The organism is Pilosibacter sp. NGB245 (assembly GCF_057397225.1).
In genome coordinates, this window is sequence record NZ_CM171584.1 from 2287212 (window position 1) to 2312994 (window position 25783).

A 25783-nucleotide genomic window follows, 5' to 3' on the forward strand; every position below is an offset into this window, starting at 1 on the left:
CGCAATTTCACGCTGACCGGACCGGCAGTATTGTATTATTTTAATATTTACGCTTCCTTATAGGAATTGATCAGGCTTCCCGCTAAAAGAACCTTCTTCTCTGCCTCGGTTACGCCGTTCAGCTCTAACTCAAGGTCGCGGATTGCGCCGTCTTTTCCGATCACTTTTGCCGTAAATCTTGTCGCACCGTCTTCCACTGCTTTGCGGATTCCCGGAAGATACAGGTACTCACCCGGCTCAAGAACGATCTCTTTTTCCGGACATGTGAACGGCAGAATTCCCCAGTTGACGCAGTTGCTGCGGTATCTCTTTGTCGCATACTCGATGCAGATGTTTGCAAGTCCACCGAGTACTTTCTGGCAGCTTGCCGCGTACTCTCTCGCAGAACCATCGCCCGGTCTCTTTGCGTAGAGGACAGATCCGATCCCGGTTGTCTTCATGAGTTCCTCGACCGGAGTGTCAACACCGACCGCCTTGAGTACCTGATAGAAGGTTCCTGCTTTCTCCTTATCGCCTGCAACTCTCGCCTTCTCGAACTCCTGTGCGGCTTTCGCGCGTCCCACATACTGCGGATCCTTCCGGATCAGGGTGAACTCAGAGATCTTGTACGGGTTGGAACGGTAGGAAGCTGTCTCACCGGACGGGATCAGCTCATCCGTTGTTGTCACCTCATCGCGGATCACGCTGGCAACCTGAAGAAGAAGGTTCTCGGTCAGTGCCGGCATCTTCGGCCAGTCTTTGATGGACGGACCGTAAACGATCTCTGTCTCCGGTTTTGCTTTTCCAAATCCATTTTGACGGCTTTTTTCACAGCTGCCACTGTCTTTGCCGCCGTCGTCGGATCGATCATACCGCCCATATCTTCCAGGTGGACTGCGGTCGCTCCGATATTCACATAATCTTTTGCTGTCTGTACAAACGATTCAACAGTGTGTACCGGGCTGGAAGTAAACTGAATATTTCCTTCCACGCGTTTTCCGGCTTTTAGCGCTGCCTTCGCAGCACATGCACAGTTTCTGATATCGTTTAAGCCGTCAAAGATCAGGAAGATATCCATTCCATCCTCAGCCGTCTTTGTCACGAATCTCTCGACCACATCATCCGGATACGGAGTATAGCCTAAAAGATTCTGACCGCGGAGCAGCATGCGCAGCGGTGTTTTTTTACAGACTCTCTTGAATGCCTTCAGGCGCTCCCACGGATCTTCATTCAGATAGCGGATGCAGGAGTCGAATGTTGCTCCTCCCCACATCTCGATGCATTCGTATCCGAAGTCATCCATCTGCTCCAGGATCGGAAGCATGTCCTCCGTTCTCATTCTCGTTGCGATTACAGACTGCTGACCGTCGCGGAAATCCACCGACGCAAGTTTCACTGGTCCGTATTTTTCCGTCCCTTCCCATGTTCCGGGAGTATCGGCAGTTTTTGCTTTCTTCCAGAATCCCATAATTTTCATCCTTTCCCTGTGTATGATCCTGTCTGACTGATCAACCATTTCTCTTTCTGAATTCATCATATCATCCGGCTATCATAAAGTAAAATTTCGTTTATTTATCTAATTGCATAACTTTTTTTCATTGTTTAGACATAAAAAGACCGCCTTCCAAAACCTCGCGTTTCCGCTAAGTTTCAAAAGACGGTCTTAATTTCTTATTCAATTCTGAGCAAGACGATAAGCCGGGTTATGTCGTTGGATGGTCATCTATCTAGACCGTCCGTCACCGGACGGCTCAAGCGGCCTACCCGGAAGCAGACGGGCCGCCTTATGCTTCCTGTTTGGCCTTGCTTCGAGTGAGGTTTGCATGTGCCCTCCCTGTTACCAGTGAGGCGGTAGTCTCTTACACTGCCTTTCCACCCTTACATGTTTCCATGCGGTTTATTTCTGTTGCACTGTCTCTGAAGTCGCCTTCGCCGGACGTTATCCGGCACCCTGCCCTTTGAAGCCCGGACTTTCCTCTCCTGCATCCCTTAGAACTGCAGCAGCGACCATCTGTCCTACTCAGAACTTGTTTATTTTAGCATATATTTATTTTGATGTCCAGACGTGTGTTTATATTTTTTTCGTTACGGCTTTTACAGATAATGTCCATATGGATGCACACTCATATGAAAATGCCACAGAAAAAGCGGATACAACTACACGTTTAGGCAGCTTCCCCCGATAAACTCCCTGAGAATCGAAGTCTTCGGGATCACATCACTGTCGATGGCAAGGAAATAATCCAGGAATTTGAGGAGCCGCTTCGCCTCATCATACTCTTCCCGGTCTCTCGGGATATTGAAGAGTAGCGGTTCCGCATAGAGCTTCAATACCGCAAGCTCATACACAAGCGCGGAGTTAAACATCACATCGGCGCTCTCCTGGTACGGGAAGATATTCTTGTCCTCGCCGCGGCGCACCGACGGCCAGCGCTCGATCGTCTCTAACGCGGAGGTTCCTCTTGTTCTCGCGTCCCGCACCATCCGGCGGATCAGTCGTCCGTCAGTTGTCGGGATCCGGTTGTGCTCATCCACATTCAACTGGGTCAGGGCGCTAATGTAGATCTTAAATTTACTGTCCTTCGGAAGTTCTGAGGACATCGCGTCATTCAGGCAGTGGATGCCCTCGATGACGAGAATATCCTTCTTTCCAAGCTTCAGCATTTCGCCTTTGTATTCCCTCTTACCGGTCTTAAAGTTAAACCGTGGAAGTTCGATGGTCTTGCCGGAGAGCAGAGCGTTCATATCCTCATTAAACTGCGGAATATCCACACACCCGAGCGCCTCAAAATCCGGCTGTCCGTTCTCATCGAGCGGATACTCTTCCCGGTTGCGGAAATAATTGTCCACGGAGATAGGATGCGGATTATATCCGAGCGCTGCAAACTGCGTCGAAAGCCGGTGGCTGAATGTTGTTTTTCCCGAAGAAGACGGTCCTGCGATCATCACGATCCTGCGGTCCGGATCCTTCACGGCCTGTTCCGCAACCTGACCGATATTCTTCTCCTGGAGTGCCTCCTGCATCAGGATCAGATCCTGTCCCTTCCCGTCCGCGATCATCTTATTCAGAGCACCGACATTCGGGACCTCAAGACTGTCACTCCAGCGATACGATGAATGAAGGATCGAGAACAGCTTCTCCCTGACCGCCGGATGCTCCACATGCTTCGGATCCGATTTCACCGGAAGCAGCAGCAGAAATCCCGCATGGCACGGCACCAGATCAAAATACTTCACATAACTCGTGTCCGGGACCATATACCCGTAAAAATAGTCCTCAAACTCTCCGATACTGTAAATATTCACCCGCGATGCCCGCCGGTACTGGAACAGCTGCTCCTTATCATGCATCCCATGCTTCCCGAACAGCTCCACCGCATCATCCGTGTTGATGCTCCGCTTCTTGACCGGGATTGCCGCATCCCGCAGCTTCTCCATCTGCGCCTTTACCTTTAAAAGCAGCTTCTCATCCACCGGGACATCCCCGACAAGCTCCCCGTAAATTCCGTTTCCGAGCGCAAAATCGATCTGGATCTTCCTGATCTTCTCTCTCTGGACTACCTCATAAAACGCCTTCAGCATCAGAAAGATCGCACTGCGCTCATATGTCTTATACCCGGCATTCCCCTCCGCCGTGATAAACGAAATCTCCGAATCCTCCGTCAGAGTCTTATCCAGCTCCCTGAGCTTTCCATTCACTCTCACAAGCAGAATGTCATTCTCATACTGATCCTGAAAATCCCTCGCGATTTCCAGATATGTAGTCCCCTCCGGATAAACCTTCCCGATTCCATTCGCCTTCACAACTGCCATAAAACCGCCTCCAATCCATCCTATATCACCACCGCCGGAAACTTCACCGCCATCTTCTTGATCGCAACTTCCTCCGGCAATTTATCCCGCAAAAATCCCTCCATAAAGTCCATAAACACATGCTCCAGCCCATAATGCCCCGCATCAATGATCATCATCCCCTGGGCCGCCGCATCGATTCCCTCATGGTGACTGATATCCCCGGTAATAAACACCTGCGCTCCTGCCCGAAGCGCCTCCCGGATCTCACTTCCTCCGGCACCCGGACAAGTCGCCGCTCTCGTCACCGGCTCATTCTCATAAAGCTCACTCCCGTAGACCGTGACAAACGGCAGTCCAAACCGGTTCTTCACTTCTCTCGCAAGCTCCGGCCCCGTCATCGGCTTCTTCAAAGTTCCGGTCTTTCCGATTCCATAAGCAGTTCCCGAAAGCTCTCCCATAAGCTCCAGCGGCTTCTGATCCACAAAATTCAGCCGGTCCGCGACAATATCCGCCATACATCCCGGAGCCGAGTCAAAATTCGTGTGCATCGCATAATAGGACACATCCGCCTGGATCAGGGAGACAAGACGTCTTCCGATAAAATCCTCATCGGAAACATGCTTCACCGGCTTAAAGATCAGCGGATGATGACTCAAAAGCATATCCGCACCGATCTCTTTCGCCCGCTCCACCGCCGCATCGTCCGCGTCCAGTGTCAGCAGGATCTTCTTTACATCCTTATCCATACGCCCAGCAAGAAGTCCCGGATTGTCCCAGTCACAGGCACAGGACTTCGGCGCAAGCGTCTCTAAAATCTCAATGATCTCCCTGCATTTCATGCTGTACCTCCTGATTTTCCCTCAACTGTACTTTTAACTCCGAAAGACGTTCAGCCGCCCGCTCCGAAGAACCGGCCTTTGCGGAAAGATCCCCGATAAAACGAGCGAGCTTTTCCTCTTCCTCTTTCAGATATGTAAGAAGCACCGAATTTTTCGTCCGGATCAGATAATCCCCGTAGAGCATCCGGCTGTCCTCAGAAAGTCCGGAAAGCCCACTGGCGGAAGCTGCATCCTGCGCATTCCCATCTGCCTGATCTGCACCTTTCAGAGCATCTGCCGCCTGATCAGCGTCACCGGAGCCTCTTCTTCGGACATCCATCACCGTATAATACTTCCCGTCCTCTAAGAGCATATCTTCCCTGCGGATCTCAAACCCGTTTTCCAGAAGCCATCTGCGGACCTTAAAGATCTCCGACTGCGGGGACAACACCCACTGGGACACGGAATCCCACATGTGCCTTCCGTTCTCCAGGATCTTAATGATCAGCTCACCGCCCATTCCGGCGATCACGACCGAGTCCGCCTCCCCGGGAAGCAGCTTTGCCACCCCGTCTGAGAGTCTTGTCGCGATCTTCTCCGAAAGTCCTGCGAGCGCAATATTCTCCGCTGCACGGGAAAGCGGTCCCTTCCGCACATCCATCGCAACTGCCTTTTTTACGATTCCTCTCCGGACAAGTTCCACCGGCACATGCCCGTGGTCCGTCCCAACGTCTGCCGCGGATTCTCCCGTTTCCACGAACGAGAGCACCATCTCCAGGCGTTCTGATAATTTCATATATGTTTCTCCATTCTTTTTTTCGCTTATTCGTCCAGATAATCCTTTAAAACCTTGCTTCTGCTCGGATGGCGCAGTTTCCGGAGTGCCTTCGCCTCGATCTGCCGGATCCGCTCCCTCGTCACATTGAACTGTCTTCCGACCTCCTCCAGCGTCCTCGGTCTCCCGTCATCCAGACCAAACCGCAGCCGCAGGACCTTCTGCTCCCGCTCCGTGAGCGTTGAAAGGACCTCCATCAGCTGTTCATGGAGCAGTGTGTACGTCGCGGCATCCGCCGGCACTTCCACGTTGTCATCCTGGATAAAATCTCCAAGATGGCTGTCCTCCTCCTCACCGATCGGCGTCTCCAGGGACACCGGATCCTGGGAGATCTTCATGATCTCTCTCACGCGGTCTACCGGCATATCGAGCTCTTTCGCAAGCTCCTCCGGCGTTGCCTCTCTTCCGAGTTTCTGTACCAGCTGGCGCTGTGTTCTCACAAGCCGGTTAATCGTCTCGACCATATGGACCGGGATCCGGATCGTTCTCGCCTGGTCCGCGATCGCGCGGGTGATCGCCTGACGGATCCACCAGGTCGCGTAAGTGCTGAACTTGTATCCCTTCCGGTAATCAAACTTTTCCACGGCCTTGATGAGTCCGAGATTTCCCTCCTGGATCAGGTCCAGAAGCTGCATCCCGCGTCCCACATAGCGCTTTGCGATGCTGACCACAAGACGTAAATTGGCCTCGGCGAGCTTCTTTTTCGCCGCCTCATCCCCAAGCTCGATCTTCTTTGCCAGCTCGATCTCCTCATCCGGGGAGAGCAACGGCACTTTCCCAATCTCCTTTAAATACATCCGGACAGGGTCATCCACGCTGACTCCTTCCGGAACTGAGAGGTCGATATGTTCCATATCGATCTCATCCTCCGGGTCCGGATCTTCATCCTCTGTGAACAGATCCGGATCCATATCGTCATCGTTTGACATTTTTAAAACATCAACATGCTTTTTATCCAGGAAGTCATATATGCGGTCCAGCTTCTCAGGTGTCAGTTCTTCCCCCGCGAACGCATCGTGAATGTCCCTCTCTTCCAGGACATTCTTTTTGCTCTTTGCGAGTTCCAGAAGTTTTGATAGCTTCTCGTCAAATGTAAGTGTCTTTTCCTCCATAATTCCATCCTTCCCGGCTGGATTCTAGTCCAGTGTGATATTCAGGGCAGCAAGTTCCGACTGCTGCCTGATAATTTCCTGTAATTCTCTGATATCTGCAGTCTTTCCCTTCACATCCAGACTGTGTTTCTTGATCTTTTTGACTGTCTCGGAAAACGCTCTCCTCTGCTCCTCATTATTTAAGGATTCACTGAGTGTCGCATGGAACAGGGCAGCTACTTCCCTGTATTGTTCCTCGCCCTCGATGAAATGATTCAGGATCTGGGCAGGGTTCACGCTTCCTGTTTTTTCATATTCCTCAAACACCATGGACGCTGCTTCCCGATAGAGTTCATCATCGAAATCCTCCGGCGTGATGATGCCGCGGATCTTTTCGAACAGCTCCGGCCGCTCGATGAGCCATGTGAGGAGCAGTCGCTGGGACTTCCGGATCCCGTCCTCCTTCTCCTTTTTCTGTCGGATCCGCTCTTTGTCATACTCGCGCTCTCTTGTCGTCACTCCGATGAGTCCGCCCATGGAATTCACGAGATTTTTGAGGTCTGCCTCCGGGATCATATACTCCCTTGCGACGGCTTCCGTATAGTTATCCCTCTCAAGCTTTTCCGGGAATTCCAGCAGCTTCTTCGCGACGGCATTATAAAATCCTGTCTTTGACTCCGGATCCTGCATGTTGTACTGGTTCCGGATCACCGAGATCTCGAACATGAAACTCCCGACTGCGTTGTCGATCCGCTTCTGGAACTCCTCTTTTCCGAGGTTCTTGATAAACTCATCCGGATCTTTATACGGCTTCATGTTTAAAACCTTGATGGACATCCCGACTTCTTTCAGGATCGGGATCGCCCGGAGCGCCGCTTTCACGCCAGCTCCGTCGCTGTCGTAAGTCAGGATCACCTGATCCGTATATCGCTTTAACAGCATCGCGTGCTGGGACGTAAATGCGGTCCCTAAGGACGCCACGGCATTCGTAAAACCCGCCTGGTGCATCGCGATCACATCGACATATCCCTCGCAGACCAGCATATATTTCGCCCTGGACGTTCTTGCGAAGTTCAATCCATAAAGATTCCGGCTCTTATCGAAGATCTTCGTCTCCGGGGAGTTTAAATACTTCGGCTCCCCATCCCCCATCACACGTCCGCCGAAGCCGATGACGCGGTTGTTGACGTCCAGGATCGGGAACATAACGCGGTTCCAGAACTTATCCCTTGCCCCGCGCTCATCAATAAAGAAGAGGCCTGTCTCTTTTAAGATATCATCGTGATACCCTTTCGATCGCATATACCGGTACAGATCATCCGGCACTTTGCTGGAATATCCAAGTCCGAAATGGCGGATCGTATCATCGCTCAGCCGCCGCTTTTCCTTCAGGTAATCATATCCGATCTTGCCGGATGGCTGCTTTAGCTGGTAATAAAAGAAATTTGCGGCAAGGCGGTTGATCTCCAGGAGCGTATTTTTTAAGCTTGCCTGGGCCTTTGCTTCCTTCGAATATTCCATCTCCGGCAGTGCGATCCCGGCGCGGTCCGCCAGCATCTTCACGGCCTCCACAAAAGTATAATTTTCATATTCCATCACGAAGGAGATCACGTTTCCTCCTGCTCCGCAGCCAAAACAGTAGTACATCTGCTTCGATGGGGAGACAGAAAACGACGGGGATTTCTCGTTATGAAACGGGCACAGGCCGAAATAGTTTGCACCCTTTTTCTTCAGATTTACATACTGGGACACGATATCCACGATATCATTCCTCGTCCGTACCTCCTCGATCACTTCTTCCGGATAATACACGTTTCATCCCTCCCACAATGCGTATTTTTTATATCTTCCATGCCTTCGGCACAAATAATTCCTCAAACCGGTCGATCGCGTATCCGTCGCTCATCCCGGCAATATAATCGCAGACGACCCGCTCTTTCTTCTCACCGCGGGTCTCCATCATCATCCGGAATTCCTCCGGAAGCTCGTCCACATGTTTCAGATAATATTCATAGAGCGTCACGATCAGCTGCTGCGCTCTTCCCTCCTCGCCTTTTGCGGCCGGATTCCGGTAGACATGCTCGAACATCCACTCTCTCATCCCGCGCATCGCCCGCTCCACATCCGGAGACATGAAGATCGACGGCTTGTCCATGCTGTTGTTGATGATATCATGGATCATGATATTCAGGCGGTCCTTTACCGTATCACCGAGGACATCCGCAAACTCTCTGGGGATATCTTTCTCGGTGATGATCTTCCCGCGGATCGCATCATCGATGTCATGATTGATGTACGCGATCTTATCAGAGAAGCGGACGATCTTTCCCTCCAGCGTCGCAGGGTTTCCTGACGTTCTGTGATTTAAGATCCCGTCGCGCACTTCCTTCGTGAGGTTTAATCCCTGTCCTTTTTTCTCCAGGACCTCCACGATCCGGACACTCTGTTTAAAGTGGGCGAAACCGTCCTCACAGATCTCATTTAATATGTACTCGCCGGCATGTCCGAAAGGCGTATGTCCGAGATCATGTCCCAGCGCGATCGCCTCCGTCAGGGATTCATTCATCCGAAGCGCCTTTGCGATCGTCCTGGCGATCTGGGAGACCTCCAGCGTGTGCGTCAGCCTCGTGCGGTAGTGGTCGCCTTCCGGGGCCAGAAAGACCTGTGTCTTGTCTTTCAGGCGGCGAAATGACTTGCTGTGCAGGATACGGTCACGGTCCCGCTGGTAGGCAGGACGGACATCGCAGGGGACTTCCTCGCGGTCCCGCCCCAGCGTCTCACTGCTCAGAGCAGCATACGGGCTGAGATTCCGGCGTTCCCATTGTTCCATCGTTTCCCTGATATTCATATCCGCTCCTTTCTGCCGCGAAAACACATCAGCAGGCTCCACGGCCGCAGCGACATCTTACGCAATCTTCAATTCAGAAAATTTCCGCCACCGAAAGCAACCATTTGTTCTCCTATCTGAAAATATACTTTTATATTATACCACATTTTTGCGTGTTTTAGAACCGCGATTCCTATCTTTTCGCTGAAAAATGTGTAAAAAATCTGTAAATTGGCGAAATCTGCAGATATGGTTTCATTTTACGGAATTGGCCAAACCAACAAAAGCCGGACAGCTCTGTGCAGCAAACGTCTGCTGCATGATCTGTCCGGCCGGACTTACGACCAGTCTATTCTGTTTTCGTAACCGTCTGCACAATTACATCTTCTCTCCCGGAACGACCGGAACCGCGTCCTTCGGGATCGGGCAGATGTAGCCGCCGTAGCGTTTCATCTTCTTATTGAACTCATCTTTCGCCGCCTGAAGAACATTAGGCTTCTCCATGAGATCGATCGCCGTCGCTGCGATGACTTTTCCTGCCAGCAGCATGTTCTTGTGGGCAATGGATGTCCGTCCGCAGGAGACATTCTGCCAGGAATGTCCAGGCGCCTGTGCCGGGAATGTGGAAGTGTTGATCTGCGCGGTCGGAACGCACCAGCTCACATCACCGACGTCCGTGGAGCCCATTCTCGGCTTCTCGGAGTACAGGTACGGAACAAGGAACTCATTCATCGGCACGGTGCCATGTTTGGACTTCTCATCCACAAACTCGTAGATCTCATCGCTGTCCTTCGTCGCATCTCCCGGAAGATCCGCAGACTTCATCTCAACAGAATCGTAAAGCGCCTTCGCATACTTTAACTCTTCCTCTGTGTAATGGCAGACGCCAAGGTCATTGAAGTTTTCCCACATCAGGGATTCCAGGACCTTGTTCGGGACTGTGTTGGAGCAGCCGTCGATGAACTTTTTCTCCATCTTTGTGTCCGTCATCATGGATGCCGCAAGCGCGATCCGGTCAACCCGCTCCTGAAGCTCCAGGGCATCTTTGACCCAGATGGAACGGACCATGTAGAGGACCTGCGCTCTCGGCTGGACAACGTTCGGAGAATCTCCGCCGGCATCCGTGATCGAGTAGTGGATCCTGGAGCTGTCCGGCATGTGCTCTCTTAAGAACTGGACGCCGATGTTCATGAGCTCCACCGCATCGAGAGCAGAACGTCCCTTTTCCGGTGCACCGGCTGCATGGGAGGCAACTCCGGTGAACTTATACTCGCTCTGGATACAGGTGTTGCAGGTTCCGGATGTGACCTGGTTCACATTTCCCGGATGCCAGGTGAGAGCCGCATCACACTCAGCAAACACGCCGTCTCTCGCCATGAATGCCTTTGTCGCAGCGCCTTCCTCGCCCGGGCAGCCGTAGAATACGACCTTGCCGCTTCCCTCGCCTTTTTCTTCCAGATACTTTTTAACTGCAAATGCTGCCGCCATGGAACCCGCTCCAAGAAGGTTGTGACCGCATCCGTGGCCGTTTCCGTCTGCGACCAGTTCTTCTCTCTTCTCTGAGCCTGCGACCTGGGAAAGGCCTGTCAGAGCGTCATACTCGGCAAGGATCCCGATGACCGGCTTTCCGGAGCCGTAGGAGGCGCGGAATGCAGTCTCAATATTGTCGAATGGGTGATCCACGGTGAATCCCTCTTCTTTTAATACCTTTGCGTAGAGATCGCCGGATTTGTACTCTCTTAAAGAAAGTTCCGCGTAATCCCAGATCTTATCGGATACGTCTGTGATCACGCCGGCTTTTTCATCGATATAGTCGAATGCTGTCTGTTTGGATGCTGACATGTGATATTCTCCTCTCTTAAAAAATCCCGCCAAGACCGGATTTCCACATCCTGTCTCAGCGGGATCCTGTTCCTGCATATCGTACTGCAAAACAGCTTTCCCGCTGCTTTCAGATCAATCTTTTTAATACAATACCTTGCTCAGGAATTCCTGTGTACGCGGATTCTGCGGATGATTGAAGACCTCATCCGGAGTGCCTTTCTCCGCGATCACGCCGCCATCCATAAAGAATACGCGGTCGGAGACCTCCCTCGCAAATCCCATCTCATGGGTTACGATCACAGTAGTCATTCCTGTCTTTACAAGGTCCTTGATAACATGAAGAACCTCTCCTACCATCTCCGGATCAAGGGCGGAAGTCGGCTCATCAAAAAGCATAACATCCGGTTCCATCGCCAGCGCGCGCACGATCGCAAGACGCTGTTTTTGTCCGCCGGAAAGCTTCTTTGGGAACTGGTTCTCCTTATCCGCAAGACCAACGCGGTTTAAAAGCTCCCGCATCATCTCGTCGGCTTCCTTCTGTGTTTTCTTTCCGAGAAGGACCGGGGCGAGCGTTACATTCTTTCCAACTGTAAGATTATTGAATACATTAAAGTGCTGGAATACCATTCCCATCTTCTGGCGATGCAGGTTGATATCCACATTCTTGTCGGTAATATCGGTTCCCTCGAAATAGATCTTTCCGGATGTCGGTGTCTCAAGAAGGTTTAAGCAGCGTAAAAATGTACTTTTACCGCCGCCGGACGGTCCGATAACAGAAACGACCTCGCCATGATTGACATGCTCGGTAACACCCTTTAATACCTGAAGACTGCCGAAGGATTTATGCAGATCTTCTACACGAATCAATTCTTTTTCATTAGCGCTCACTTGCGTTCATCCTCCTCTCCAGTAAAGCAATCAGCTTGGACATGATAAATGTCACGCCGAAGTAAATGATACCAACGATGGTTAACGGCTCAAGTACACGGAATGTAAGACCGTTGATGGTCTTAAACTGGGTCATAAGTTCTCCGATAAAGAACGTGGACGCCAGAGATGTCTCCTTGACGATCGCTACGAACTCGTTGCAGAGTGCCGGAAGAATATTCTTAACTGCCTGCGGGAGAACGATATGGATCATGGTCTGGCGCGCGTTTAAGCCAAGGGAACGGGCAGCTTCAGTCTGTCCGACATCGACAGCCTGGATACCTGCGCGGACGATCTCACAGACATAAGCGGTAGAGTTTACGCAGCATGCAGTCATAACGCATGTAAACTCGCTTAAGTTGAGGAACGGGAGCCAGGTCGGCAGCATAAAGTAGAAGAAATATAGCTGCAGCAGGATCGGCGTACCGCGGATAATTTCGACATAAACGGTAGCGATCAGCCGGAGCGGCTTAAATTTTCCGATGCCCACGTTGCTGCGGCGCATCAGTGCCATCAGAGAACCGAAAACGGTACTGATGAGGACGGTGAGGAGACCCATAAACAGTGTCATTCCAAGACCCTGTAAGAATAAGTTCCAGTACTTCATCCAGACTTTTAACATGACGTTAAGAAACTCCATCTGGAAAACTCCTTTCGTAGATAAAACTTGAAAACAGACAAAGGTCTTTCCGGCATTTTCACCGGAAAGACCGAGCTCTGTATTTTCTGTAACCTGAAGTGATAACCGATTCCGTCCTGCGCTGATCTTCCATCACGGAACGAAACGATCCGCTCCGAAATTAGTGCGTCTCGATACCGAGCTTATCAGCAAGAGCAACTGCCTCTTCCCTCCACTGCTCATAGAGACCTTTCTCGTTAACTTCAACGATCACTTCGTTGATCGCATTTAAGAGATCATCATCGCCTTTTTTGACTGCGATAACGTTACCTTCACTTGAATAGTCAAACATGAAATCTGCCATTGCGATATCGTCGTATGTCTTTGCAAGGGATTCACCGTTATCACCGGATACAGCGAGTGCGTCAACCTTGCCTGTTGTTAACATCATAACACCGTCTGTTATATTTGTCACTAACTGGATCTGAACGTCAGACGGAAGCTGCTCTGTAGCAAGCTTGTTCTGTAAGGTTGCGTTCTGGGTAGCAACCTTCTTGCCTGCGAAGGATTCTGCTGTATTGTACTGGGAAGCAAGTTCCTTCTTAACTAAAAGGCCCTGACCTTTCTTCGTGTTTACATTATAACGCTCGGAAAGTCCCATAGCCTCTGCACGCTCATCTGTGTAAGCGAAGCCGGAGATACCCATATCAATGTTTCCGGAAGTAACTGCCTGCTGGATTGCGGAGAACTCCATCGGCTTGATCTCAAGTTCTACGCCAAGCTTCTCAGCGATGTATTTTGCAAGCTCCACATCGGCACCGACATACTCGGTTGTTCCACTGCTGACATCCTTGAATTCCCACGGAGCGAAATCAGGGGATGTTCCCATTGTGATCTTTCCTGCCGCAAGAACTTTTCCGAGATGGCCCTTCGGATCTACATTCTCAAGTGCCTTTAAGGAACCTTCCGCTGCGGCTGCTGCCTCTGTCTTATCTGCTTCCTTTGATTCAGCCGCTGTTGTCGCGTCGGCTGTTGTTGTCTCAGCTGCCGTTGTAGCTGCTGCCGTTGTCTCAGTGGTCTTGGAGCTTCCGCATCCTGTAAGAGCAGCAATGACCGCTGCTGTTGTCATAGCTAAAACGATGTTCTTCTTCATAATCGATCCTCTCCTCTTTGTTTCTATCTTTTTCTATGTCTCACATGTGTGATGTTGATACGCATTATAATGTATAATTATTCTTTTGTAAAGCACTTTTTTATGTTTTTTTTACAGATTATGCATTTTATACAATATTCAGTGCATAATTATATTGTTTCATGCAGTTTTTTCAATGTTTTATACATTATCAATGCATATATTCATCTTGATAAAGCGTTAATATTTCTTTTTTTTGCATAGCGCGTCACCTCTTTCAAATTTCCGGCATACATTTCCGGCATACGCTGCTGGGGCAACGTAAAAAGCAGCCCATCTCACTCCAGCGTGAAACGGGCTGCTCTTCTATTTTTTACCAATATCAGATTTCAGCAATATTGATCAGTGTAAGTTCTTTTGCACGATTTTCCATACTTGTCACAAGCGCTCTCGCAGTATCGACCGCAGTGAGAACGGTAACGCCTGTCTCGATCGCATTCCGGCGGATGATAAAGCCGTCATGGCTTCTCTCTGCGCCCTGTGCTGGGATATCGATGACAAGGTCGATCTCATGTCCAAGGATCAGGTCAAGAAGGTTCGGAGACTCCTGCTCGATCTTTCTTACCGGAATGACCTTTACGCCGTGCTCATTGAAGTACTTCGCGGTTCCTGCGGTACAGAAGATGCGGTATCCCTGTGCCTTGAATCTCGCTGCGATGTCGAGCATCTCTTCCTTGTCGGAATCACGGACAGTCATGACCATGTTCTTGTACTTCGGAAGCTTGATGCCTGCGCCCTGGAATGCCTTGTAAAGAGCTTCATTAAAGGTCTTTGCGATACCAAGACACTCACCTGTAGATTTCATCTCCGGTCCAAGGCTGATATCAGCGCCGCGGATCTTCTCGAAGGAGAATACCGGCATCTTCACTGCATAGTAATCTGCCTCTTTCTGAAGGCCCGGTGTGTAGCCGAGTTCGCGGATCGTGTGGCCGCAGATGATCTGGGTTGCGAGCGGAACAATCGGGATTCCTGTTACCTTGCTGATATACGGTACGGTTCTGGAAGAACGCGGGTTTACTTCAATGATGTAAACATTCTCGCCATCAACGATGAACTGGATGTTGATCATACCTTTGACATGAAGTGCTCTCGCAAGCTTCTCGGTGTAATCCACGATTGTCTTCTTATTGTTCTCGGAGATGCTCTTTGCCGGATATACGGAGATACTGTCACCGGAATGGATACCGGTACGCTCGATATGCTCCATGATACCCGGGATCAGGATGTCGGTGCCGTCGCAGATCGCGTCAACCTCGATCTCCTTACCCATGATGTATTTGTCGACCAGGATCGGGTGTTCCTGGGCGATCCGGTTGATGATGCCGATAAATTCATCGATATCTTCGTCACAGATCGCGATCTGCATGCCCTGTCCGCCAAGAACGTAGGACGGGCGGACGAGTACCGGGTAACCTAACTCGTTTGCCGCCTTTTTCGCTTCTTCTGCGGTGAATACGGTATGTCCCTTTGCTCTCGGGATCTGGCATTTCTCAAGAATCTCATCGAAGAGCTCTCTGTCCTCTGCCGCGTCAACATCCTCAGCAGCAGTTCCAAGGATCGGAACGCCCATCTTCATTAAGGCCTCGGTCAGTTTGATCGCTGTCTGTCCGCCGAACTGGACAACGGCTCCGTCCGGTTTCTCGATATCGACGATGCTCTCGACATCTTCCGGTGTCAGCGGCTCAAAATACAGCTTGTCTGCGATATCGAAGTCTGTGCTGACGGTCTCCGGGTTGTTGTTGATGATAATGGTCTCAAAACCTTCTTTTGCAAACGACCATGTGCTGTGTACGGAACAGAAGTCGAACTCGATACCCTGTCCGATACGGATCGGGCCGGAGCCGAGAACGAGGACTTTTCTCTTCTCAGTCTCACCTTCCGCCTCATTTTCACTTCCGAAGCAGGAATAGTAGTAAGGAGTCTCTGCCGCGAACTCAGCCGCGCAGGTATCTACCATCTTGAAAGCTGCGCGGATATTGTTGTCATGGCGCATCTTCTTGATCTCGTCTTCTGTGAGACCTGTGAGTCTTGCGATCACGTTATCCGGGAACTCGATGCGTTTCGCTTCTTTTAAGAGTTCTGCGTCGAGGTTCTTTCCGGCTTTCTTTAAGGCATTCTCCATCTCAACGAGGATCATCAATTTATCGATAAACCAGATATCGATCTTCGTGATATCATGGATCAGCTCGTAATCGAAACCGCGGCGGAGTGCCTCTGCAATAACCCAGATCCGGCGGTCATCCACGTTGTGAAGCTGCTCTTTTAACTGTTCATCGGTGAGTCCGCTGTAGTCGTAAGACATTAAGGAATCCACATGCTGCTCCAGGGAACGGATCGCCTTCATCAAGCCGCCCTCGAAGTTCGTGCAGATACTCATGACCTCACCGGTCGCCTTCATCTGGGTTCCCAGCTGATGGCTCGCGCTGATGAATTTATCGAACGGAAGTCTCGGCATCTTGACAACGACGTAGTCAAGCATCGGCTCGAAACTTGCGTATGTTTTCTTTGTAACGGCATTCTTGATCTCATCCAGTGTATAGCCGAGAGCGATCTTCGCAGCAACCTTTGCGATCGGGTATCCTGTCGCCTTGGAAGCAAGTGCGGAGGAACGGCTGACACGCGGGTTTACCTCGATCACGCAGTACTCGAAGCTCTCCGGGTGAAGCGCATACTGTACGTTGCAGCCGCCGGTGATGCCGAGCTCTGTGATGATCTTTAAAGCGGAGGTACGGAGCATCTGGTACTCTTTATCTCCCAGTGTCTGGGACGGAGCAACAACGATACTGTCACCGGTGTGAACGCCGACCGGGTCGATATTCTCCATGTTGCAGACGGTGATCACGTTGCCGGCACTATCACGCATTACCTCGTACTCGATCTCTTTCCATCCTGCGATGCAGCGCTCTACAAGAACCTGGCCGACACGGGATAAACGGAGTCCGTTTTCAAGGATCTCCGCGCACTGCTCTGCGTCATAGGCGATACCGCCGCCGGAGCCGCCGAGTGTATAAGCCGGACGGAGAACAACCGGATATCCGATCTTTTCCGCAACAGCAAGACCGGTCTGTACATCCTCAACGATCTCGGACGGAGCGACCGGCTCACCGATCTTTTCCATGGTCTCCTTGAACATCTCACGATCCTCGGCCTTCTTGATCGTCAAGGCTGTGGTACCGATGAGGCGCACGTTGTTTGCCTTTAAGATGCCTGCTTCCTCGAGTTCCATCGCGAGGTTTAAGCCGGCCTGACCGCCCAGTGTCGGGAGAACGCTGTCCGGTTTTTCCTTCTTGATCAGCTGCTCAACAACCTCGGTTGTCAGCGGCTCGATATAAACGCGATCAGCGATATCCTTATCGGTCATGATCGTTGCCGGGTTGGAGTTTAAGAGAACGACTTCGATGCCCTCTTCCTTTAAGGAACGGCACGCCTGTGTTCCCGCATAGTCAAATTCTGCGGCCTGGCCGATAACGATCGGACCGGAACCGATTACAAGTACTTTCTTGATCTCTGGATTCTTAGGCATTATCTTTCCTCCTCCATCATGCGTAAAAAGCGGTCAAACAGATATCCGGAATCCTGCGGTCCCGGGCATGCTTCCGGGTGGTACTGAACGGTAAAGATGTTCTTGCCCACGTACTTTAATCCTTCGTTTGTCTTATCGTTTACATTCACGAAAGCCTGGACTGCAACCTTCGGATCGAGGCTGTGCTCGTCCACTGCATATCCATGGTTCTGGGAGGAGATGTAGACACGTCCTGTCTCAAGGTCCTTGACCGGGTGGTTGCCGCCGCGGTGACCGTATTTTAATTTGTAGGTATTGGCGCCTGTCGCGAGAGCCATGAGCTGGTGACCAAGGCAGATTGCAAATACCGGGATATCTGACTCGTAGAACTTGCGGACTTCTTTGATGATCTCCGTGTTCTCAGCCGGGTCTCCAGGACCGTTTGACAGCATGATCCCGTCCGGATTTGTCTTTAATACTTCCTCCGCCGGAGTGTCCGCCGGATATACGGTCACTTCGCAGCCTCTCTTATTTAACTCTCTCGCGATATTTTTCTTCGCGCCGAAGTCCATGAGGGCAACTTTCTTTCCGGTTCCCGGGAGAATATATTTCTCCTTTGTGGTCGTCTTTAATACAACGCCTGTTACTTTATACGCCTTGATCCGCTCTTTCACTTCCTCGAGATCAAATGATCCGTTGGTCGTGATCATGCCGTTCATGGTTCCTTTTTCTCTTAAGATCTTTGTGAGGGCTCTTGTATCGATACCACTGATACCTGGAATATCCTGTTCTTCTAAGAAATGCTGAATCGTGTCCCCACTTCTGAAATTACTGGGGATCCTAGATAATTCTCTGACAATATAACCATCCGGCCACGCCTGTCCGGATTCCATATCTTCTTTACAAATACCGTAATTACCAATTAACGGATAAGTCATTACCACTGCCTGTCCTGCGTAGGACGGATCGGTAAGGACTTCTAAATAACCGGTCATGGATGTGTTAAAAACAATTTCACTGATCACTTCTCTGGTAGAGCCGATGCTTGTTCCTTCAAACACGGTTCCGTCTTCCAGTATTAAATATGCTTTCATGACGCCACCCTTTCTTATGTGTTCATTTCGCTGCTTGATCCGGGCATACTCATCTCAGCCCAAATTTTCACTATTCTACCATGAGTATCGATATTTTTCAACTGGTTTCGCGGATTTTTTTCAAGTTTTTTCAAATGAAAGTTAGCAGTAGCAAACCACGGTGATTTTTCAGGGATTGCCGAACATTCTTAATTCCGGTTTCTGCATAAAACACCATCACAAAGCATTTGCCCTCCGTCGGTTTTATCATCTATTGTTTTCCCCATCCCAAAATGTTAAAATAGAAAAAAATCGAATTTTTCTGAGCAGCGGCGGAAACCGGATCTTTTCCGCTCCGCTCAAAAAGGAGGTTCTATGAGCAAACTTGTTTATGCAAAAGAAAAAGAATACCATATCGGCGTCAGTGCAGGGGAAGTCGGACGCTATGTGATCCTTCCGGGTGATCCGGGACGCTGTGAAAAGATCGCCAGACATTTTGACAACCCGGTAAAGATTGCCCAAAACCGGGAGTACACAACATATACCGGATATCTTGACGGCGAGAAAGTCAGCGTCGTCTCCACCGGAATTGGCGGACCATCCGCGTCCATCGCAGTCGAGGAGCTTGTCCACTGCGGTGCGGACACCTTCATCCGGGTCGGTACTTCCGGCGGAATGCAGAAAGAAGTTCTTGGCGGGGATCTCGTGATCGCGACCGGTGCGATCCGCTTTGAGGGGACCACAAAAGAGTACGCACCGATCGAGTACCCGGCCGTCCCGGATTTCGATGTCGTAGCGGCTCTGAAAGAAGCTTCCGAGGAACTCGGATACCGCCATCATCTCGGCGTTGTCCAGTGCAAGGACAACTTCTATGGTCAGCATTCCCCGGACTCCATGCCGGTCGCCGATGAGCTGAACTCAAAATGGAAAGCCTGGATCGCCTGCGGCGCCCTCGCCTCCGAGATGGAATCCGCAGCCCTCTTCATCGTCGGCAGCGTCCGCAGAGTCCGCACCGGCTCCGTAATGCTCGTGATCGCAAACCAGACAAGACGTGAACTCGGCCTTGAGGACGTCCAGGTCTACGATACGGAGGCTGCTGTCGTGACGGCGGTGGAGGCGATGAGGAAGCTGATCCGGAAGGATAAAGCGGCATCCGCTGCGAAGTAGGACTTTTTTCCATCCATTCCCAGTTCTGTCAGCAGAATTTTATGGTAGAATCTGTTTTGTAACATTTTTGTAACATTTCAAATAACAGGAGGTTTTACCATGAAAAAACAGATGATGGCAGTTCTCGCATTTTCCGCCATGATGACACTCACAATGCCTTTCGCGTCCTTCGCCGCAGGCCGTTCCTGCCAGACTGCGTTTCCTTCCGGAAGCACCTGCGCTTCCAATGGAAACTATGCTGTTTCCGTGATCCGGATGCAGAACGGCTGTGCGATCTCAAATCTCCGTGCTGCCGATGTGTACCGGATACTCGGAGCAAGCTGCACAGACCAGACATGCGGCAGCACCTGCAGTTCCGGGATTGGATGCGATACGGGCTGCAATACAGGCTGCAGAACGAATTTCTGTGGGAATCTGAGTTTCCGACGCTGATTTCTCAAAGAACCGGCCACACACTTTCACGTGGCCGGTTCTTTTTATAACAAGTGAAAACACACTTTGCAAGTTTCCCCCTTGTTATCGCGACAGTCGTCGAGGTCTCGCGCAAGCGCGGACTTTGGCTCGTTGTTTGCCTAAATAAAAACAAGCCTCTGCACACTGGGATTTCCAATGAACAGAGGACTGAATCTGCTACCTATAAAGCAGATAACGGGAATCGAACCCGCCTTTCCAGCTTGGGAAGCTAGCGTTCTACCGATGAACCATATCTGCAATCTTTTTTTAACATGTGTATCATAGCACATTTTTTTATATTTCACAAGGCTTTTTCTGGTAAATTACAGAAAATCGTTCCTGTTTTTCCGACAACATTGTTTTTTATGCCGCTTCCTGTCTACAAAAAAGGACGGCAATCCATGAAAATCCGGGGCTTTTTCAGAGGAGGAACTCTCCATACTTTCTCTATCGTGAAAACAAGCGCGGCAGTGGATTTTGCCGATCCTTAATACAGATTGACGGCAAAATCCTGCCCCGTCTCCAATCTATGACAGCTCTGCGATCCTGGTGATTCCCACATAAATGTGGGAGATCTTATACCAGGTGGCAAAGTCCACCACTCCGGTCTGCGGCAATCCGAAGATCGACTGAAATTCCCGGACTGCTGCCGCGGTAGCCGGACCGTAGATCCCGTCAGGGGAAATATCCGGAATTGCGGTATACACGCTGGAGATTGCGTCTAACTGCTCCTGCAGCTGCCGCACCTTATCACCGGTGGCACCAATCTTCAGATCATATCCCGGCCACGATGCCGGGATGCCGGAAATCTGTTCCGCCGTATTGATATACATATCATCTCCATAAAAATTCCGCAGGATCTCGATCGGACTATACCCCGCTTCTCCGAGCTCGCAGCTGCCCCATTGCGTTAACCACCCCGGACACCGAACCTTCCGCCCATCGCAATACTGTGTCAGGATCGGCTGTTTCACTCCCGGCCGCGAAAGATAATTATCAAAAATATCATCCACCACGACAGAGATGGACTCAAAAATATTCCGCCCATAAATCCATTTATGATCATACGCGGTTGATGATGTGATCGTAAAATCATATCCCTGGTTGCGGTACCATTCCGTGTAGACGCGGTTTAACGTGAAGGACATGATCGCCAGCACATTCGCAACGATCGCAGAACGCGGCCACGTCGCATAGATCTCACTGGAAGCCACATTTTTGATGTAATCACGGTAAGGAACATAATAGTCCGGTGCAGACGCATTGGTCGGTGCGCCGTCATGCACCACGATGGTCTGTGGGACAACAACTCTGGAGAGTACGATCTCTCCTGTTTCCGTGACCGGTTTGATCTCACTCTCCGCGATTTTTGGAAGATAATCCCCATAGAGCGTATGATCCGGGATCGTCACCGTCTCCGTCTGCTCTCCGGTCGGTGCATTGGAAAGCGGACGCAGACGGATCCCCTGGATCGCCGTCGCATCCGCCAGAACTTCCGTCCCGGAAACAAGAAACGGTTTGAATCCCGGAGCCGTGATCCGGATCGTGTATTCCGCGTACGGGCGCTCCGTCTCCTCCGGCGATAAGGAAAGTTCCGGCGGCGGTGCATCTAATGAAAGATTCTCCGTCTGCCCGGAACTGTTCGTCCGCGTCTCCTCGATAATCTTATCCGGCTCTTCTGTCCTGGCGATCGCAACATCTGCATCCTGCACCGGAAAACTGTTCACATCAGATACAACATCAACTTGCAAATATCCCTGTGCCATACTATCCTCGATCGATCGAATATCATTTTATTTTATGCCGTGACAGACCGGATGATTCATCACCGATAAAAACAGGCATTCCAGAACCTTCTTTCGTTCCAAAATGCCTGTTTTATATTTACGCAAACAACGAGCCAAAGTCCGCGCTTGCGCGAGACCTTGGCGACTGTCGCGATATCAATGGGAATCTAGCCCTCCATCAGTTTCCTGATCTCCTCCGCAAGCAGTTTCACATTCCGGATCAGTCCGTCAAACGCTCCGTACTCATAAAAACGGATAAACAGGATCCCGATCGGCACTGCGATGATCATTCCGGCGATGCCGCGGAACTTGAAACCAAGATAAAGGAAAAACAAAGTTGCTAACGGCGGAAGTCCCATACTGTCACCGACGATCTTCGGCTGGATCACCTGGCGGATCCCCTGTGTCAGGACATAAAGTACGATGAGACCGACCGCATACCCGTACTCACCGGTAAACAGCTTCACCACCGCCCACGGGATCAGCGCCGTTCCCGTTCCAAACATTGGAAGAAAATCAAGGATCGCGATCCCAATCCCAAGAAAAATCCCATACGGGACCCCAAGGATCAGCATTCCGATCACAAGAACGATCGCGATCACGAACATGATCTTAAACTGTGCAAGAAAATATCCGCCGATCAGCGTCCGGGCATCCTTCCTCACCATTCTCCCATACTTTAACACCGGTTCCGGTGTAAACTGCTTCACTGTCTCCACGATCCTGTCATGATCCGCAAGAAACAGATACGACGAGAGACAGATGATGATCGCATTGACAAACACCTCCGGGAGCGTGCGGACCACTCTTCCGCCCGCCGATGCCGCGATCTTCTGAACAAAGTCCCCGATGTAACCGCCCGCGTTCTCCAGGATCGCACCGATCGTATTTTCCGTGTCCGCCGGAAGATACTTCAAAAGACCGCCGATCCGGGCATACGCCTGATTGACCTCGCCCTGAACAGATCCATAAATTTCCGGCAGCGCCTGGACAAACTCCGTCATCTCCTGAAACAGCCAGGAACACAGCCCATAAAATCCAAAGATCACGAGTCCAAGAACCCCGACGACCAGGATCACCGAACCATGGCGGCGGACGATCTTCAGCTTTCTCTCAAGAAACCGGACCAGCGGATTCGCGATCATCGCCACGATCCACCCGATCACAAACGGCAGGAAAAACACCACCAGCCGCAATCCCCATACGCACACCGCGTAGATGATCGCTAATGGCACAACAATATTTAAAATAATTCCCATATACTTTCTGAAATTCATTTTGCGGACCTCCTATCCACGTAAAAATCCTGCTTTTCTCATCTACAGTATTTTACCCAGGCAGATCCCCCTTTATATATCATTCTTACTTGCAGAGCCCATACTCCTTCGCGATCTCCTTAAACGCCGGCAGTGACCTCTCGATCTGCTCATAAGACACGCAATAAGCCAGTCTCACATACCCCGGACAAGCAAACGAACTTCCCGGAACCACCAGCACATGATGCTTCTTTGCCACCTCGCAGAACTCCTTCTCGTCCTCAACCGGTGACTTCACAAACAGATAGAACGCTCCATCCGGCTTCGCACAAGTAAACCCGTACTCCGTCAATGCCCCGTAGATCAGATTCCTGTTCTTCTCATAAGTTGCAAGATCCACCGTCACATCATGCTGGATGCAGTACTGGAGTGCCTTCTGGATCAGGGACGGCGCATTCACACACCCGATCACACGGTTTGCGATCGTAGCCGCACCGATCAGCGCAGCGGAGTCATCCACCTCATCCGGGATCACAACATATCCGATACGCTCACCCGGAACAGAAAGAGACTTACTGTAAGAGTATCCCACAACCGCATTGTGGTAGAACTTTGTCACAAACGGAACATCCACTCCGCCGTAAGCAAGCTCGCGGTACGGCTCATCAGAGATCAGTACGATCGATGTGCCGAACTCCTTCTCCTTCCTCTCCATGATCGCAGCCAGTGCTTTGATCGTCGCCTCATCATAGACAACACCTGTCGGGTTGTTCGGATTGTTGATGATGACAGCCTTCGTTCTGGCAGTGATCTTCGCCTCAAACTCATCAAGCTTCGGCATAAATGTCTCCGTATCCGGAGAAATGATCACTACATTTCCGTCATAGTTTCTCACATACGCATTATATTCCACAAAATACGGTGCAAATACGATCACTTCATCGCCCGGATTCAAAATACTCTTTAAGATGATATTTAAACCGCTGGCCGCACCGACCGTCATGATCAGGTTTTTGAATGAGAAATTCGTTCCAAAACGCTTATTTAAAGAATCCGCGATCGTCTGGCGGACATCCTCAAAACCGGCGTTGCTCATATATCCATGGAGTGTCATGAAATCCTCATTTTTCACCACATCAAGGATCGCCTCTGTCACCTGCGGGACCGGCACATTCGGATTTCCAAGGCTGAAGTCATAGACATTCTCTTTTCCGTAAATGGCCGCCATGCGCTTTCCTTCCTCGAACATTGCACGGATCGCGGAATTGTTTGCCATAAATGGTTTCATTTTTTCTGATATCATAACTGTTTCCTCCGTTTATTTTTTATCTCTAAGAAAATTCCAAAGGCACCGGTCACCGCAAAGTAAAACCAGGTCGTCGGATTGGAATACCAGGTTGTAAAGAACGAGAGCATAAAATAGAGAGCCGCCTGGGAATAAAACAGATACCAGGCCGGATTTCTTCCCGGATAGATCCTCGAAGAAAGCCACGCAGACAGGACTCCGAGTACCGATGAAAAGAAAAATACACCGGCGATACCAAAATCATAATAGGCATCGTAGAACAAGGTGACCGTCGTCAGCTCCTCCTTCGTCACGTAGATCGGCCAGTCCACGAGCACCGGCTTTAAAAATTTAAGCCCGGAGAGAGCCCAGAGCGGGAACATTCCCTTTAATCCCATCGAATGGGCGGGAAGCTGCTTTACAAGACAGTCAAAATTGTCGTAATTGTTTGCAATGTACATGTACGGCTGCGTGATAAAGATCGGCGTAGCTGCATTCTTCATCTCGAAAATCCCGTTGAGATACGTCACATCGTGACTTCTCGCGATCGTCAGGATCACATAGAGTGGAACAAGTCCTGCCGCAGCAAAGAAAAGATACCGGAGTTTTCTGTGTCCGCTGACGATCATAAAGGTCAGCACCGCAAGGATCACCGCAAAGATCAGCTGAAATCTCGATACGCAGAGCACCGGGATCAGAAGAGCGACTCCTGTCAGAATAAGCGAAAGGATCTTTTCCGTTTTTTTCATCTCTCTCTTGTAGAACCAGAGAAGAACCTCCATCGACGGGACCAGCACACAGGAAACCGTCAGATAATGAACTCCTGAGATATGGAAATAGGAATATGCATGGGGCACCCCGCGAAGCAGGAACGGAACATATCCCAGGCGGACTGCTTCAAACAGAAACGCCGCAAACGACAATGCTGTAAGTCCGGCAATCGCTATAAAAATATGATCCCCGTATTTTGCGGCAGCTGCCTGCGTAAATCCGCTCTGCAGACATTCTTTCTGAACATTACCATCCTTTGCGGATTCCGTTTTCTTTCTGCTGAACCGCTTTTCTGCAAGTTCATACACATTCCAGAATGCCGCAAATGCGACAAAAAAACATGCCCAGGTTTCGAGGCTCCACTCTGTCTGGAGTCTGGAAAGCTTCAGACAGGAAATCCCCTCTCCGCCTACATAGAACAAGGAAAACAGCCCGCGCAGATGGAGCGGGTTTCCACTCTTTCCGTATTCTCTCAGATAGAGATAGACCGCTGCCAGGAGCAGCGACATCCCCGATAAGGTAAAATGGGCGCTGAATGCAAAAAGCATGGCAGCGCCGTAACAGATCACATAAACCAGCATA

Annotated in this window: 20 protein-coding genes, 1 tRNA gene and 1 other RNA gene; 2 read left to right on the forward strand and 20 right to left on the reverse strand. The window is 50.6% G+C overall.

The annotated features are described in order from the left end of the window. Nucleotides 1–47: 47 nt before the first annotated feature. The 15 genes from ACXMYH_RS10400 to ACXMYH_RS10470 form a co-directional block, all read right to left on the reverse strand. Nucleotides 48–725: a hypothetical protein gene (locus ACXMYH_RS10400; protein ID WP_486554842.1), complete on the reverse strand. Its 678-nt coding sequence runs from the start codon at nucleotides 723–725 to the stop codon at nucleotides 48–50. Then, on the reverse strand, nucleotides 713–1447 hold the full coding sequence (locus tag ACXMYH_RS10405; RefSeq protein ID WP_118532989.1) for a hypothetical protein: 735 nt from the start codon (nucleotides 1445–1447) through the stop codon (nucleotides 713–715). The genes ACXMYH_RS10400 and ACXMYH_RS10405 overlap by 13 nt, the downstream gene beginning before the upstream one ends. Before the next feature lie 210 nt (nucleotides 1448–1657). Continuing rightward, nucleotides 1658–2002: RNase P RNA component class A (rnpB, locus tag ACXMYH_RS10410), an RNA gene on the reverse strand. Between the two features lie 134 nt (nucleotides 2003–2136). Next, a complete protein-coding gene (locus ACXMYH_RS10415) occupies nucleotides 2137–3792 on the reverse strand; it encodes a uridine kinase family protein (protein ID WP_486554843.1) in 1656 nt (551 codons plus the stop codon). A 20-nt stretch (nucleotides 3793–3812) separates the two neighbouring features. After that, complete coding sequence (locus ACXMYH_RS10420) at nucleotides 3813–4613, reverse strand: Nif3-like dinuclear metal center hexameric protein (protein WP_118532985.1); 801 nt, start codon at nucleotides 4611–4613, stop codon at nucleotides 3813–3815. Further along, nucleotides 4591–5388, reverse strand: coding sequence for a class I SAM-dependent methyltransferase (locus ACXMYH_RS10425; protein ID WP_486554844.1), 798 nt, complete (start codon nucleotides 5386–5388; stop codon nucleotides 4591–4593). The genes ACXMYH_RS10420 and ACXMYH_RS10425 overlap by 23 nt, the downstream gene beginning before the upstream one ends. Nucleotides 5389–5414: 26 nt before the next feature. Then, nucleotides 5415–6539 carry an RNA polymerase sigma factor RpoD gene (gene rpoD, locus ACXMYH_RS10430; protein WP_486554845.1) on the reverse strand — a complete coding sequence of 375 codons (1125 nt, stop codon included), beginning with the start codon at nucleotides 6537–6539 and terminating at the stop codon, nucleotides 5415–5417. Nucleotides 6540–6563: 24 nt separating this feature from the next. Further along, on the reverse strand, nucleotides 6564–8330 hold the full coding sequence (gene dnaG, locus ACXMYH_RS10435) for a DNA primase (RefSeq protein ID WP_118651548.1): 1767 nt from the start codon (nucleotides 8328–8330) through the stop codon (nucleotides 6564–6566). Nucleotides 8331–8358: 28 nt separating this feature from the next. Continuing rightward, nucleotides 8359–9366, reverse strand: coding sequence for a deoxyguanosinetriphosphate triphosphohydrolase (locus ACXMYH_RS10440; protein WP_486554846.1), 1008 nt, complete (start codon nucleotides 9364–9366; stop codon nucleotides 8359–8361). Between the two features lie 357 nt (nucleotides 9367–9723). Then, nucleotides 9724–11187, reverse strand: a complete 1464-nt coding sequence (locus ACXMYH_RS10445; RefSeq protein WP_486554847.1) for a M20 family metallopeptidase — start codon at nucleotides 11185–11187, stop codon at nucleotides 9724–9726. Between the two features lie 123 nt (nucleotides 11188–11310). Beyond that, complete coding sequence (locus tag ACXMYH_RS10450) at nucleotides 11311–12036, reverse strand: amino acid ABC transporter ATP-binding protein (RefSeq protein WP_117469609.1); 726 nt, start codon at nucleotides 12034–12036, stop codon at nucleotides 11311–11313. A 10-nt stretch (nucleotides 12037–12046) separates the two neighbouring features. Continuing rightward, complete coding sequence (locus ACXMYH_RS10455; protein WP_118532977.1) at nucleotides 12047–12736, reverse strand: amino acid ABC transporter permease; 690 nt, start codon at nucleotides 12734–12736, stop codon at nucleotides 12047–12049. A gap of 160 nt (nucleotides 12737–12896) precedes the next feature. Then, nucleotides 12897–13868, reverse strand: coding sequence for a transporter substrate-binding domain-containing protein (locus ACXMYH_RS10460; protein ID WP_118532975.1), 972 nt, complete (start codon nucleotides 13866–13868; stop codon nucleotides 12897–12899). Between the two features lie 361 nt (nucleotides 13869–14229). Next, nucleotides 14230–17430 (reverse strand): carbamoyl-phosphate synthase large subunit, encoded by a 3201-nt coding sequence (gene carB, locus ACXMYH_RS10465; RefSeq protein WP_329752693.1) that lies wholly within the window; start codon nucleotides 17428–17430, stop codon nucleotides 14230–14232. Then, on the reverse strand, nucleotides 17430–18503 hold the full coding sequence (locus ACXMYH_RS10470; RefSeq protein ID WP_486554848.1) for a carbamoyl phosphate synthase small subunit: 1074 nt from the start codon (nucleotides 18501–18503) through the stop codon (nucleotides 17430–17432). Before ACXMYH_RS10470 ends, carB begins: the two co-directional genes overlap by 1 nt. Nucleotides 18504–18857: 354 nt before the next feature. Here ACXMYH_RS10470 and udp point away from each other — a divergent pair, with 354 nt between their 5' ends. Together udp and ACXMYH_RS10480 are read left to right on the forward strand one after the other, a co-directional pair. After that, entirely contained in the window at nucleotides 18858–19649 is a 792-nt protein-coding gene (gene udp, locus ACXMYH_RS10475; RefSeq protein ID WP_118532965.1) for a uridine phosphorylase, read from the forward strand. A gap of 99 nt (nucleotides 19650–19748) precedes the next feature. Next, nucleotides 19749–20081 carry a hypothetical protein gene (locus ACXMYH_RS10480; protein WP_215703563.1) on the forward strand — a complete coding sequence of 111 codons (333 nt, stop codon included), beginning with the start codon at nucleotides 19749–19751 and terminating at the stop codon, nucleotides 20079–20081. Nucleotides 20082–20289: 208 nt separating this feature from the next. On the opposite strand, the gene ACXMYH_RS10485 is transcribed toward ACXMYH_RS10480, so the two are convergent. The 5 genes from ACXMYH_RS10485 to ACXMYH_RS10505 all read right to left on the reverse strand — a co-directional run bounded on the left by ACXMYH_RS10485 (nucleotide 20290) and on the right by ACXMYH_RS10505 (nucleotide 25782). Next, nucleotides 20290–20360, reverse strand: a tRNA-Gly gene (locus ACXMYH_RS10485). 269 nt (nucleotides 20361–20629) lie between these two features. Then, on the reverse strand, nucleotides 20630–21868 hold the full coding sequence (locus ACXMYH_RS10490; protein ID WP_215703564.1) for a peptidoglycan-binding protein: 1239 nt from the start codon (nucleotides 21866–21868) through the stop codon (nucleotides 20630–20632). A 188-nt stretch (nucleotides 21869–22056) separates the two neighbouring features. Continuing rightward, nucleotides 22057–23166, reverse strand: a complete 1110-nt coding sequence (gene ytvI / locus ACXMYH_RS10495; RefSeq protein ID WP_118532959.1) for a sporulation integral membrane protein YtvI — start codon at nucleotides 23164–23166, stop codon at nucleotides 22057–22059. 85 nt (nucleotides 23167–23251) lie between these two features. Then, nucleotides 23252–24448 (reverse strand): pyridoxal phosphate-dependent aminotransferase, encoded by a 1197-nt coding sequence (locus ACXMYH_RS10500; protein ID WP_486554849.1) that lies wholly within the window; start codon nucleotides 24446–24448, stop codon nucleotides 23252–23254. Then, nucleotides 24445–25782 (reverse strand): O-antigen polymerase, encoded by a 1338-nt coding sequence (locus ACXMYH_RS10505; protein ID WP_118532955.1) that lies wholly within the window; start codon nucleotides 25780–25782, stop codon nucleotides 24445–24447. Before ACXMYH_RS10505 ends, ACXMYH_RS10500 begins: the two co-directional genes overlap by 4 nt. Nucleotide 25783: the final 1 nt, after the last annotated feature.

Coding starts and splice junctions, on each gene's coding strand:
- ytvI (WP_118532959.1), bottom strand. CDS start 23,166: ATGAATTTCAGAAAGTATATGGGAATTATTTTAAATATTGTTGTGCCA.
- ACXMYH_RS10480 (WP_215703563.1), top strand. CDS start 19,749: ATGAAAAAACAGATGATGGCAGTTCTCGCATTTTCCGCCATGATGACA.
- ACXMYH_RS10425 (WP_486554844.1), bottom strand. CDS start 5,388: ATGAAATTATCAGAACGCCTGGAGATGGTGCTCTCGTTCGTGGAAACG.
- ACXMYH_RS10470 (WP_486554848.1), bottom strand. CDS start 18,503: ATGAAAGCATATTTAATACTGGAAGACGGAACCGTGTTTGAAGGAACA.
- ACXMYH_RS10490 (WP_215703564.1), bottom strand. CDS start 21,868: ATGGCACAGGGATATTTGCAAGTTGATGTTGTATCTGATGTGAACAGT.
- udp (WP_118532965.1), top strand. CDS start 18,858: ATGAGCAAACTTGTTTATGCAAAAGAAAAAGAATACCATATCGGCGTC.
- ACXMYH_RS10420 (WP_118532985.1), bottom strand. CDS start 4,613: ATGAAATGCAGGGAGATCATTGAGATTTTAGAGACGCTTGCGCCGAAG.
- ACXMYH_RS10455 (WP_118532977.1), bottom strand. CDS start 12,736: ATGGAGTTTCTTAACGTCATGTTAAAAGTCTGGATGAAGTACTGGAAC.
- rpoD (WP_486554845.1), bottom strand. CDS start 6,539: ATGGAGGAAAAGACACTTACATTTGACGAGAAGCTATCAAAACTTCTG.
- ACXMYH_RS10415 (WP_486554843.1), bottom strand. CDS start 3,792: ATGGCAGTTGTGAAGGCGAATGGAATCGGGAAGGTTTATCCGGAGGGG.
- ACXMYH_RS10445 (WP_486554847.1), bottom strand. CDS start 11,187: ATGTCAGCATCCAAACAGACAGCATTCGACTATATCGATGAAAAAGCC.
- ACXMYH_RS10505 (WP_118532955.1), bottom strand. CDS start 25,782: ATGCTGGTTTATGTGATCTGTTACGGCGCTGCCATGCTTTTTGCATTC.
- ACXMYH_RS10440 (WP_486554846.1), bottom strand. CDS start 9,366: ATGAATATCAGGGAAACGATGGAACAATGGGAACGCCGGAATCTCAGC.
- carB (WP_329752693.1), bottom strand. CDS start 17,430: ATGCCTAAGAATCCAGAGATCAAGAAAGTACTTGTAATCGGTTCCGGT.
- ACXMYH_RS10405 (WP_118532989.1), bottom strand. CDS start 1,447: ATGGGATTCTGGAAGAAAGCAAAAACTGCCGATACTCCCGGAACATGG.
- ACXMYH_RS10400 (WP_486554842.1), bottom strand. CDS start 725: ATGCCGGCACTGACCGAGAACCTTCTTCTTCAGGTTGCCAGCGTGATC.
- ACXMYH_RS10460 (WP_118532975.1), bottom strand. CDS start 13,868: ATGAAGAAGAACATCGTTTTAGCTATGACAACAGCAGCGGTCATTGCT.
- ACXMYH_RS10500 (WP_486554849.1), bottom strand. CDS start 24,448: ATGATATCAGAAAAAATGAAACCATTTATGGCAAACAATTCCGCGATC.